9 protein-coding genes are annotated in these 12,229 nt (G+C 65.4%); 3 read left to right on the top strand and 6 right to left on the bottom strand.

Translation table 11 applies throughout. The annotated features are described in order from the left end of the window. Positions 1–22: 22 nt before the first annotated feature. Complete coding sequence (locus J7U37_RS04365) at positions 23–352, bottom strand: hypothetical protein (RefSeq protein ID WP_247634923.1); 330 nt, start codon at positions 350–352, stop codon at positions 23–25. Positions 353–496: 144 nt separating this feature from the next. On the opposite strand from J7U37_RS04365, the gene phaC reads away from it, so the two are divergent. Beyond that, on the top strand, positions 497–2,305 hold the full coding sequence (gene phaC, locus J7U37_RS04360; protein WP_247634922.1) for a class I poly(R)-hydroxyalkanoic acid synthase: 1,809 nt from the start codon (positions 497–499) through the stop codon (positions 2,303–2,305). A gap of 155 nt (positions 2,306–2,460) precedes the next feature. Here phaC and J7U37_RS25085 read toward each other — a convergent pair whose 3' ends face one another. Beyond that, complete coding sequence (locus tag J7U37_RS25085) at positions 2,461–4,896, bottom strand: PQQ-dependent sugar dehydrogenase (protein WP_282103613.1); 2,436 nt, start codon at positions 4,894–4,896, stop codon at positions 2,461–2,463. Positions 4,897–5,312: 416 nt separating this feature from the next. Continuing rightward, on the bottom strand, positions 5,313–6,635 hold the full coding sequence (locus J7U37_RS04345) for an outer membrane protein transport protein (RefSeq protein WP_247634921.1): 1,323 nt from the start codon (positions 6,633–6,635) through the stop codon (positions 5,313–5,315). Positions 6,636–7,070: 435 nt separating this feature from the next. On the opposite strand from J7U37_RS04345, the gene J7U37_RS04340 reads away from it, so the two are divergent. Together J7U37_RS04340 and bioB are read left to right on the top strand one after the other, a co-directional pair. Further along, complete coding sequence (locus tag J7U37_RS04340) at positions 7,071–7,955, top strand: fumarylacetoacetate hydrolase family protein (protein ID WP_056189272.1); 885 nt, start codon at positions 7,071–7,073, stop codon at positions 7,953–7,955. Between the two features lie 47 nt (positions 7,956–8,002). Further along, positions 8,003–9,022, top strand: a complete 1,020-nt coding sequence (bioB, locus tag J7U37_RS04335; RefSeq protein WP_247634920.1) for a biotin synthase BioB — start codon at positions 8,003–8,005, stop codon at positions 9,020–9,022. Positions 9,023–9,049: 27 nt separating this feature from the next. Here bioB and J7U37_RS04330 read toward each other — a convergent pair whose 3' ends face one another. The 3 genes from J7U37_RS04330 to J7U37_RS04320 all read right to left on the bottom strand — a co-directional run bounded on the left by J7U37_RS04330 (position 9,050) and on the right by J7U37_RS04320 (position 12,172). Beyond that, entirely contained in the window at positions 9,050–10,534 is a 1,485-nt protein-coding gene (locus J7U37_RS04330) for a HAMP domain-containing sensor histidine kinase (protein ID WP_247634919.1), read from the bottom strand. 199 nt (positions 10,535–10,733) lie between these two features. Further along, positions 10,734–11,522, bottom strand: coding sequence for a VTT domain-containing protein (locus J7U37_RS04325; protein WP_247634918.1), 789 nt, complete (start codon positions 11,520–11,522; stop codon positions 10,734–10,736). After that, a complete protein-coding gene (locus J7U37_RS04320) occupies positions 11,519–12,172 on the bottom strand; it encodes a class I SAM-dependent methyltransferase (protein WP_247634917.1) in 654 nt (217 codons plus the stop codon). The genes J7U37_RS04325 and J7U37_RS04320 overlap by 4 nt, the downstream gene beginning before the upstream one ends. Between the last annotated feature and the right edge of the window lie 57 nt (positions 12,173–12,229).

The following is a 12,229-nucleotide window of genomic DNA, read 5'->3' as shown; positions in this document are numbered from 1 at the left end:
AATCAGCGGGCGCGCGATCCGGCTACTGCGCCTTGCCGGCCTGCGCGGCACTCTCCGCCGAGCGGCCGCGCGCCTCGTTGCGGCCGCGGGCGGCCACCAGCTCCTCCTCCAGCGCCTTGGTGCCCTCGGCTGTCTTGGCGCGGGTGGGTCGAGCCGGGGCGGAGACGCCGACGGGCATGAAACCATCATCCTTGCGCCGCGACTCGGCGACGAATTCCGGCGCCTTGGCCTGAGGACCCGCTTCGCCCGTGCCATAGGCGGCCCGCATCGGATTGAGATCGCTGGAACAGCCGCCGAGCAGCGCGGCGGTGATCGCAAGGGCGACAAACTGACGGTTGTGACGCCGGGACATGGGGGTACTCGGCCGTTTCGGAAGCGGGCGCTCTGGCGGAACTGCGCGATGGCGCGTTAATTTGTCGGAAACGAGGCTTCCCACGGTCGCGCGACAGGCGTCGCACGCACAAGGGTCGGGCCGAACTCGGGGAGAAACGCACGCGTGACGACCGAACGGACGACGCCGCCGCTGCCCGACATCGAAGCTCTGTCCCGCAACGCCAGCCTTCTGGTCGAGGAATTCGGGCGTGCTGCCTCTCGCTACATGAAACCGGTTGGAACGCCGGATGCCCTCCCGGTCGAGGCGGTCGAGCCGCCCGAGGAGGTCAAGGACGTGGTCCGCACCCTCGGCACCGTGGCCGAGACCTGGCTGTCCGATCCGAAGCGGACGGTCGAGGCCCAGACCAAACTGAGCGAGGCCTTCATCACCCTGTGGGGTTCGACCTGGCAGAGGCTGCAGGGCGAAGCGGCCGCGCCCGTGGCGCAGCCCGAGCCGAAGGACAACCGCTTCGCCCACGCGGAATGGTCGACCAACCCGATCTTCGACTTCATCAAGCAGAGCTATCTCATCACGTCCCGCTGGGCCGAAGGGCTGGTCGAGGACGCCGAGGGCATCGATGAGCACACCCGGCACAAGGCGCAGTTCTACCTGCGCCAGATCACCGGCGCGCTTTCGCCCTCGAACTTCGTGATGACCAATCCGGAGTTGATCCGGCACACCCTGAAGGAGAACGGCGCCAACTTGGTGCGCGGCATGAAGATGCTGGCCGAGGACATCGAGGCCGGCAAGGGCCAGCTTCGCGTGCGCCAGACCGACCCCTCCGCCGGCTTCGAGGTCGGCGTCAACGTAGCGGTGACGCCGGGCGAAGTGGTGTTCCGCAACGATCTGATGGAGCTGATCCAGTACGCGCCCACCACCGACACGGTGCTCAAGCGCCCGTTCCTCATCGTGCCGCCCTGGATCAACAAGTTCTACATCCTCGATCTCAACCCCTCGAAGAGCCTGATCGCCTGGATGGTGAGCCAGGGCCTGACGGTGTTCTGCATCTCCTGGGTCAACCCCGATGCGCGGCACGCCGACAAGGACTTCGAAAGCTACATGCGGGAGGGGATCGAGAGCGCGATCGACGCGATCGGGGTGGCCACCGGCGAAAGCGAGGTCGCGGCGGCGGGCTACTGCGTCGGCGGCACGCTGCTCGCCGTCACACTGGCGATGCAGGCCGCAACCGGCAACAAGCGCATCAAGAGCGCGACCTTCCTGACCACGCAGGTGGACTTCACCCATGCGGGCGACCTGAAGGTGTTCGCCGATGAGGACCAGATCCGCCTGATCGAGTCGCGGATGGAGAAGCGCGGCTACCTCGAGGGCACCGGCATGGCCACAGCCTTCAACATGCTGCGGCCGAACGATCTGATCTGGTCGTACGTGGTCAACAACTACGTCAAGGGCCAGTCGCCGATGCCCTTCGACCTTCTGTACTGGAATGCCGATTCGACCCGGATGCCGGCGGCCAACCACTCGTTCTACCTGCGCAACTGCTACCTCGACAACACATTGGCGCAAGGCAAGATGATCCTCGGCAACGTGCGGCTCGATCTGAAGAAGGTCAAAATTCCGATCTTCAATCTCGCCACCAAGGAGGATCACATCGCTCCTGCCCTGTCGGTGTTCGAGGGTTCCTCGAAGTTCGGCGGTCCGGTCGACTATGTGCTGGCGGGATCGGGTCACATCGCCGGAGTGGTGAACCCGCCCTCAAAGCCGAAATACGGGTTCTGGACCGGCGGCCCGGCCAAGGGAAAATTCGAGGACTGGCTGGCGGCGGCGACTGAAACCAAGGGATCGTGGTGGCCCTACTGGTTCCAGTGGTTGGAGCATCAGGCCCCGGCCCGCGTCCCGGCCCGGATTCCCGGCGAAGCCGGCCTTGCCTCTCTTGGCCCGGCACCCGGCACCTACGTGCGGATGAAAGCGTAAGGGCTGCGCCCTCGCGGTACATCGACGACGTGCCGTTCCGATCGTCTTTGACGACGGGCCAATCCTGAAGGATCGGCCCTGAGGGCATTCATCACCGTCCCCGGAGGGCATTCATGGCTGCCCTCAAAGAACAGATGCTTCGTCGCGTCTGCCGATCAGGCGAAGGCGTAGTCGCTCGGAATCAGAAGGGTGCCCGGTGTGCCGCCGGTGCTGATCAGCAATTGTCCTTCGGATAGGCCAGCGGTATCGTGAATCTCGTAGACCATCGCGTTCCCCGATGTCCCCACCATAGCCAGGGTCGAGCCGGCCGTGAAACCGGTGAGCTTGATCAGATCGCCGCCGATGGCGCCCGCACCCTGGAAATCGACGATCAGGTCCGTGGCGCCCTTCAAAGCCAAGTCTCCGCGCGCGATCAGGAAGGTGTCGTTTCCGGCACCACCGGCCATGCGATCCGCTCCGAGGCCCCCGGTGAGCACGTCATTGCCGTTGCCCCCGGACAGCACGTCGTTGCCGGCGCCCCCATTCAGGGAGTCATCTCCGCGGCCGCCGCGAAGTGTGTCGTCGCCGTCGAGGCCAGCGATCTGAACGCGCGTGGTCGAGGTCGAGAAATCGAGGACGTCGGCCGATGCCGTGCCGCGAACGTAGCTCCCTGACGCAATGTCTTCGTTGCGGATCGTCGCCGATGCGGTTGCATGAAGCGGGTCGATGCTGCCGGTACTGGGGGATGCGAGGGTGACCGTGAAGGCCTCGTCGCGCTCGACCAGCGCATCGCCCGCAACCGCGATCGTGACGCGCGCCGTGCTCTGCCCGGCAGCGAACGTCACGGTACCGGACGGGAGAACATTACCGGAGAAATCGGCGCCGTCCGCCGTGTCGCTGGTGACCGAGAAGCGGATGGTCGCGGCGGCATCGACGGACCCGTCACGGGTGATGTCGAATTGGAAAGGTGTCGAACCGCCGTTCCCCTCCAGCGCAGCAGCGGAGAGGGCGGCGAGCGAGAAGACCGTCGGCTGGTAGCTCGACGCGTTGACCACCTGATCGTCAAACTGGAAACGTTCGATGCCGCTCAGGATATCGGTCCCGTCATTGAGACCAGGGCGCGTGTCGCTGATAGTGAAGCGTCCGGTGGGGGCGTCGTACCGGATGGCATGCTGCGCCAACGTTCCGGAGAAGCGGGCGATGTCGTCGCCGGTGCCGCCATCGAGAACGTCATTGCCGAGCCCGCCGACGAGTTGATCGGCATCGGCGCCGCCGAAAAGCCGATCGTCGCCGCTCCCGCCGAAGAGCATGTCGTTCCCCACGCCGCCGTCGAGCGTGTCGTTCCCGTCGCCGGCACCTTCCGAGAAACTCAGGCGGAGGAATTTGCCGTCGACGCCCATTGCGTAGAGGCTGCCGTCGCCGCTCTGGGCGAAAGACACGATGGCGCTGAAGCGGCCATTATCGATGCGCAGATCCTGAACCAGATTTCGGAAGAACTGGGGTTCGCCGTTGACGATACGGGTGGCCCAGAGATGATTGGCCGAGAAATCGGTGAAGAGGTAGAGATCCTGCGCACCACCGGGGCCGTGGTAGACGTAGCCACCGGTGACTGAGGACCCGTTCAGTGGGCCGCTGCCATGCTGGTACTCCAAGGTCGGATCGGTATAGGCCGGATCGTCCGGGCCGATCGATCCTTCCTTCACGCGCCAGCCGAAATTCAAACCGCCACCGGTGCCGGCTTGGACGAAATTGATCTCCTCGGTTCGGTCCTCGCCCACATCGCCGATGTAGAGATCGCCTGTCTTGGAATCGAAGCTGTTCCGCCAGGGATTGCGCAGGCCGAGCGCCCAAACCTCGGGTGCACCCTCGCCCGGCGCGAACGCATTCCCATCCGGGATGACGTAGTTCCGGGTCGAGTCGTTCGGAAAGCCATCGGCACGGACGTCGATCCGCAGCATTTTGCCGAGGAGTGAGTTCGGGTCCTGCGCCGTGTCCTCTACGCGTCCCGGGAACCCGCCATCGCCGGTGGCGATGTAGAGGAAGCCGTCCGGACCGAAGTCCATCCAGCCGCCGTAATGCTGGTCTCCCGGATGGTCGAAGGCGAGGATGACCTTGGCGGAGGCCGGATCGGCCTGGTTCGGTTGGGTCGCGGATCGCGTGTACTCGCGAATCTCGACGGCTCCGGTCGGGTTGGTCAGATAGACGTAGAACTTGCCGTTGGCGGCGTAGCCAGGATCGAACGCCAGGCCGAGAAGGCCCTGCTCTCCACCGGGCGCGAGGCTGGTGTCGGGAAGATCGAGGAACGGAATCGCCAACTTGGTCTCGCTGGCCGTATCGAGGATGACGATCCGACCGCTATGCTGCTCGACCACGTAGAGAAGGCCCGGCTGCCCGGGCGGCGATGCGGCATAGACGGGACTTGCGAAGCCGACCGGTAGGCGGTGAACGTCGATGGCGCCTGAATCGAGGGCGCGATCGGCGGACCCGAACCCGTACAGGATATCGTCTCCGCCGCTGCCCGTCAGGGTATCCGAGCCCAAGCCTCCCGACAGGGTGTCCGCGCCAGACGAACCGACGACTCGATCGTCATCTGGACCAAGATTCGTGATCATTCCTGCCACTCCATGTGCCGAGATCGGCCATGGTGACGCGAGACATCGCGTCCATCAAGGTATCGACGCGCTTTTCTCAAAGTTCTTAATAAATGAGCATTCGACCCTGGGTCGGGTCGTCCAGCTTTTTTGCGATCCGGACCGGTTGTCAGAAAATCTTTCAAGTAATGGCCATTACAGGCCTTGGTCGCTCACTGCCGGCGCAGAAAAATCATCTGCTTGATGGGGGCGGCCCGTGATCTCGTAGGATATATCGCAGGCTGGAAGATCTCGATGCGGCGTCAATCGTTCTTTTGGTTGCGTTCTGGAACGGCCTTGCCTGCGGCCCGGGTCTGTCGGCTTTCAGCGATGAGCGGCCGGTCCTGGGCGTCTCGGCGGCGTTGAAGATCGCGTCTGCACCGCCGCCGGCACCAGCTTCAGAATTTACGCACCAGAGGCGCAGGTGCGACCACTGCCGGCTCGCCGAAGACGTAGCGGAAGCCGACCGACACGATGTCGGCGCTGCCGTTCGCTGTCCCGACGAAGGGCACCAGCGGGTTGTCGCGCGTCACGATGCTGTTCTTGTCCACGAACAGGTGGGAATAGGCGAGATTGAGCGTCAGCTTCTCGCTCCAGCGGTAGCTTCCGCCGAAGGAGAGGTTGACCCGGTCGCCGTCCGGGAGGCGGACGGTGCGGTTCGCGTCGTTGATGGGCGACTGCTCGTAGGCGACACCGGCGCGGACCGTCAGCGCCGGAGACCAATCGTATTCGCCACCAACGGAATAGGTATAACCGTCCTTGTAGTTCAGGTGTAGGACGGTCGCGACGCCACCGGTCCGATTGGAGAGGACATTGACCTCCCCGAGGCGGCTCCAGTTGTCCCACTCGAAGCCGAAATTGATGCGGGCCACCGGGCTGATCGCCTGCGTGAGGCCGACGCTCAGCTTCTCGGGCGTGTTGAGCTTCGCCTTCACGTCACCGCCCAAAGCGGCGAACGGGCCCGGAAGGATGAGTTGACCACCGATGTCGTGATGCACCGACGAGCGGAAGCCGACGCCGATTGCGGTACCTTCCAGCGGTGTGATCAGAACACCGGCGGTGAATCCGACGCCCCAGGAATCCGCCTTGATGCCGGAACTCGGCAGGTTCGCGGGATCGATATTGATCGGCGAGAGAAACCCCTGACGCAGGGTCAGCTTGAAATATTCGATGTTCGGACCGGCGGCGACCGACAGCCATTCGTTGACCTTGAAGCCGATGAGCGGATTGAAGGCGAGGGAAAAGATCCGGCTGGAGCGTCCGTAGATCTCGCCGGCCCAGGTGTTGCGCGGCTTGGTTACGAGGCCGAAGGGCGCGCCGGTCGTGATGCCGATCCAGAGACGTTCGTTAAGCTGGTAGGAGGTGGCGCCCGCAGGCACTACGGCGCCCTGGCCGATATCGCCGCTGCCACCGAGGCGGGCAAACGCCGGGTTGGTGCCGGCCTCGGGAGTGATCCGCCCGGACAGGTTGATGAAGGAGAGGTTTTGCTCGGTCACCCAGCCCGGCCGCATGGTCACGGTGGCAGGGTTCCAGAACATCGAGGACACGCCGCCGGAGCCGGAGGCGGCACCCGCGAAGGAAAGGCCCTGGGCCTGCGTGCTCTGCTCGCGGATGCCGAAGGCACCGGCCGAGGCAGCGGTCACGCTCGCGCAGATAAAGGCTGCCGAAACGCCCGACCGCGCGAAGCTGCGGATGGAACGGCCCCGAAACGTGCCCATCATGATGTAAGACCCACCCCTGTTGCTGATGCTCGCTTGTCCCGTCCCGAACGGGGCGGCCCTGCACCTTGGGTGAGACAATGACGTGGTCAGGTCGACTTCGCAATCCTGCTAAACTTAAGTAAATATCGCGTTAATATTCACGTTTATACTTTGATGTGCGTAATATTTCATCCTCGTAATCCCCTGTATGAGATGGGTCGCAGAATGGTTCATATCTAAACTCTCTCATTTGTGAGTAAGCGCCCTTCCGGGAAAATCGGCGCAGACGCATCTCCGGGCATCGGTGTGGCCTTTAGGCGACAAAAGCGCCGTCGTCGGGCACCTCCGACGTTTCTGAAGCGAACAGATTCCGCGGCATCTGTCGCGTGTCGCCTCTTGCCGCCTGTTGTCCGGGGATCGATCTGTTGCTTCGGGAAGTAGAGAGAGGCATCAGCCATGAAACTGGTTCGGTACGGTGCGAACGGGGATGAGAAGCCGGGTCTCGTCGACGCGCAGGGCGTCCTGCGCGATCTGTCGGCGCACGTGAAGGACATCGCCGGCCCCGCCCTGTCGCGCGAAACTCTGGAGCGCCTGCGCCGGATCGATCCGGCCAGCCTTCCGGCCCTGCCCGCCGGGACACGCCTCGGCCCCTGCGTCGGCGCGACGCGAAATGTCATCGCCATCGGGCTGAACTACACCGACCATGCCGCCGAGATCGGCGCCGACATTCCGCCCGAGCCGATCCTCTTCAACAAGGCTCCGTCGTGCCTGGCAGGGGCCAACGACCGGGTTATCCTGCCCAAGGGCTCGGCCAAGACCGATTGGGAGGTGGAACTGGCGCTGGTGATCGGCGCCCGCGCCTCCTACGTCCACGCCAACGAGGCCCTGTCCTACGTGGCCGGCGCCTGCATCTGCAACGACGTGTCGGAGCGCGAATACCAGATGGAGCGCGGCGGGACCTGGACGAAGGGCAAAGGTTGCCCGACCTTCGGTCCCCTCGGCCCCTGGCTCGTCACGCTGGACGAGATCCCCGACCTCAAGCGGCTCGGTCTGTGGCTCGACCTCAACGGCACCCGCATGCAGACCGGCTCGACCGCTACGATGATCTTCGATCCTGCCCAGCTCGTCGCTTACGTCTCGCACTTCATGATGCTGGAGCCCGGTGACATCATCACCACGGGCACGCCGCCCGGTGTCGGCATGGCGCGCAAGCCACCTCGTTTTCTGCGCAACGGCGACGTGGTGACCCTCGGCATCGACGGTCTCGGCGAGCAGCGCCAGGAGATCATCGCCTTCGACGACTGGACCGCCAAGGTGGCGGCCGGCGAGCCAACCCACTGAATGCGCGGCCGGCTTGATTTTCCGGCCAGGATTCGCCTTCTGGGCACATGACCGACACTCTGGCCCCCCTCGCCCCCTTCCCGGCCGCCGAAACCTCGGCCATCCGTCACGACTGGACGGTGGTCGAGATCCAGGCGATCCACGATCTGCCGCTCCTCGATCTCGTGTTCCGGGCGGCGCAGGTTCACCGCGCCCACAACGATCCCGCCGACATCCAGCGCGCCAGCCTCCTGTCGATCAAGACCGGCGGCTGCCCCGAGGATTGCGCCTATTGCCCGCAATCGGCCCACCACAAGGGCACCGGGATGGCCCGCGAGCGCCTGATGCCGGCGGATGCGGTGCTGCGCGAAGCGGCGGAGGCGAAGGCCGCCGGCGCTCACCGCTTCTGCATGGGCGCGGCCTGGCGCCAGCCTAAGGACGGCCCGGAATTCGATGCCGTGCTGGCGATGGTGCGCGGCGTGCGCGGCCTCGGCATGGAAGCCTGCGTGACGCTGGGTATGCTCTCGCCGACGCAGGCCGAGCGCCTCGCGGAGGCCGGGCTCACCTCCTACAATCACAACCTCGACACCGGGCCCGAATTCTACGGCGACATCATCTCGACCCGCACCTACGAAGACCGCCTGACCACCCTGCAGAACGTGCGCGACGCCGGTATCGGCGTCTGCTGCGGCGGCATCGTCGGCATGGGCGAGGGCGTCAAGGACCGTGCGAGCATGCTTCAGGTGCTGGCGAACCATGCGCCGCATCCGGAAAGCGTTCCGATCAATGCCCTGGTGGCGGTGGAGGGTACGCCTTTGGAAGATCGTCCGGCCGTCGATCCCCTCGATCTCGTTCGGATGTGCGCCACCGCCCGCATCGTCATGCCGCGCGCCCGCGTGCGGCTGAGCGCCGGGCGCAAGGGCCTGACCCGCGAGGCACAGATCCTGTGCTTCCTCGCCGGCGCCAACTCGATCTTCTACGGCGAGCGCCTGTTGACCACGGCCAACAACGAGACCGATTCCGATGCCGAGCTGCTGCGCGACATCGGCATCACCGTTCCGGGCCTGACGCTCGCGGCGGCGGAGTAGCCTCCCTCTCCCAAAACCCGCCGCGGCTCACCCGCCGGCGGCGTCCGGGATGGTGATGCGGAAGCAGGTTCCACACGCGGTCTCGTCGAGGGTCAAGCGTCCCCCGTTCAGCTCGACCAGCTCGAATGCGATAGCGAGGCCGAGACCGGTTCCGCCTGAGCGCGACGACCCCTTGAACGGGCTGAACAGGTGTTCGCGAGCACGCGCCGGAAGACCCGGGCCGTTATCGGCCACGAGGATCGTGGTCTCGCCAGATCCCGCCGCGCCGACACGCTTGGCCTCAATGGTGATCGCAGGATTGTCGCGAACCGAAGCCTCCGCCCCATTGGCCGAAGGGCTCAGCGCCTGGACTGCGTTCCGCACGATGTTGGCGAGCGCCCGTGAGAACTGATCCGGGTCGACGAAGATCTTGAGATCGCCCGGGCAGATCTCGTGAATGGCGATCTTTGAATCGCGGCCGCGTCCGGCGAGGTCGGCCTGTTCCGAGAACAGCGCAGCCAGCGGAACCGTGCGCCGGTTCGGCTTGCGCTCCGAGGTCCGGCCATACGCCAGGGTTTCCTCGCAGAAGCGGATCGCGCGATCCAGGGTCGCCACGAGGCGCGGGGCCACGCGCTGAACGACCGGATCGGTGACGCCATCCAGTCGGTCGCTGAGCAACTGCGCGGTGGTCAGCAGATTGCGCAGTTCGTGGTTGATCTTGCTCACCGAGAGACCGAGCCCGGCCAAGCGCCGCTTCTCACGGAGCTCGCCCGCGAGCGCAGTTTCCATCCGGGCCAGGGCGATTTCCGCCTGTCCAATCTCGTCCGTCCGGCGAGAGGGCACGATGACGCCATCGATCGCCTCGGGGTTCTCGGCGAAGTCGGTGATGTTGCGCACGAGGCGGCCGACCGGCCGAACGATCGCGCGCTGGAGCACGAGGAAGATCAACCCCGCCACAGCCGCCGCGATGGCCAGGGATGACAGGGCGAGGCGAATGGCGAAGTCTGCCACCGCCTCACGGAATGGACCCGGATCCATCAGGATCTCGACGAGATCGAAGCCGTCCCGTCCATGTCCGATGACCCGAATCGGGTGTGGTGTTTCGGCCAGAAGGGTCCGGGCGATGCCGCGGATCGACGCGATCCAATGATCCTCACGCAGATCGATGATTTCCGACACGGTGTCCGGCACCATCTCGATCGACAGCAGACGTCGGGCGCCATTGCCCCGAACCGCGATGGCACGAGCACCCGCTCCGGCCAGGAGGCGCTGGGACAAGCCCTCGGAGACCTGCTGGTCCGGGGCGGCGTCCAGCACCAGGGCCGCCACCTGGGCTGCGGCGATCCGGTCAGAGAGCCACATCCGGCGGTAGTTCGACACCGTCGGGACGTAGATCAGAACTTCGATCAGGGCCACGAAGGCCACGGTGAGCAGGAACAGCCGCCCGGATAGCCCAAGGTGACGCCCGAGCCCGCGCGACGGCGTCGGCTCGACGGAGGTGACCTGCTGCTGGAATTCGACGCGCGACGTCACACCCATCTCGGCACTTTGCGTTTCCGGTGTCCTGTGGCGCGACGTGCAACGGCGTGAATTCGATCTGGAGGACCATCCAGCGGCGTTTTCAGGGCGAAGGCTCGGCGCGTGATTGCCGTGCCAACGCTCCGAATCGTCGAAGGCTGCGTCCAGCTCCCGAACTCTTTAGATCAGGTACATGGCTAAATTCGATCAGAAATTAAGGCTGACGACGGGTCAGGCGACGTCGTAGGACTACCGAGACGAGGGCGAAGGCGGCCAAGGCGGCCAGACCGGCGACCATTTTGGGAGTGATAAGGGCTCGCAGCGTGAGGGCATTGTCGCAATCGAGCCCCTGCGCCGCGAGGCAGGCGGTCTTCGCGGTCTCATGGACGGCGACGACATCCTCGATGGCCGCCCCGGTCGAGGCATAGATGAAGGCGCCGGGCAGCAGGCCCACCAGAGTCGCCAGCACGAAGGTGCTGCGCTTCACGCCGAAGGCGGCCGGCGCCAGATTGGTCATCCAGAACGGAAAGATCGGCAGCAGCCGCAAGAAGGCGATGTAGCCGAAAGCGTCCTCTCGAAATCCCGCCGCCAAGCTGGCGAGACGTGGGCCGGCCCGCCGTAGGAGCAGATCGGAAGCGGGTCCGCGCCCGATCGTAAAGACGATGGCGGCCCCGGTGGTGGCGGCGGCCAGGGCGATGAGCGCGCCCGGCACGATGCCGAAGAGAAATCCGCACAGCATCGTCAGGAACAGCGAGGCGGGCACGGAGACCACGACCGCGCCGACATAGACGCAGTAGGCCGCCACCATCGCGCGGAATGGATCTTCCGCCACCCACGCGTTGAGCCAGGCGCGCGAGGCGAGCAGCCGATCGAGGCTGAGGAGATGCGAAGCACCCGAGACAAGAACGGCGAGAGAGGCACCGACGAGGAGCAGCAACGGTATCCAGCGGAAGAGACGTTTCGTCCGCGTCGATGCCGGTGGGCGGGCGAGCGGCTCGCTCACCCGGGCTTGCGCATCCGGAGGATCTTGAAAAATCCGCCGGGGAAGGTCGGCGAGACACCGATGAATTCGACTCCATTGGCTCGGGCCCAGGCTTCGATCCGAGTCGATTTGAACGCCGAGGACCAGCCGATCTTGGTGCAAAGCGGGGCCACGATCTCCTCGACCTTCGCCACCGGACCGGCGGTCTGGCCGAAATGGTTGGCTAGCACGATCTCGCCACCGGGCCGGACCACGCGCAGAAACTCGGAAAGCGCCGCTTCAGGGTCCGGCACGAGGGTGATGAGGAATTGCGCCACCACCGCGTCGAAGGATTTGTCGGCGTAACCAAGGCGGCACACATCCATCACCTGGAGCCCGTGCACGTGGCGCAGGCCGCGACGAAGCACCTTGGCGCGCGCCCGCTTCAGCATGTCCTCGGACAGGTCGACGCCGCAGACGAAGCTGGTGGGCGGGTAATAGCCGAGCGACAGGCCGGTACCGACGCCCGCCTCCAGGATGCGTGGACCGCAAGCCACCGCCGCGTTCACCGCGTCGCGCGCCGCCGGCTCCGTCAGCTTGTCGTAGATGACATCGTAGATCGGTGCCCAGCGGGCATAGGCCTTGCGCATCAGGGCGGTGCTCGGACCAGCCTCCCGCGGCTCGCTCAGCATGTCAGTCTCGTCGTCCTGTGAGGGGATCGGGGTTCGCCCGCGCCGATGGCGGGGCTT

The sequence above is a fragment of the Methylobacterium sp. 37f genome, assembly GCF_023093475.1.
Lineage (GTDB): Bacteria > Pseudomonadota > Alphaproteobacteria > Rhizobiales > Beijerinckiaceae > Methylobacterium.
This window is presented reverse-complemented; position numbering and strand designations above follow the sequence as displayed.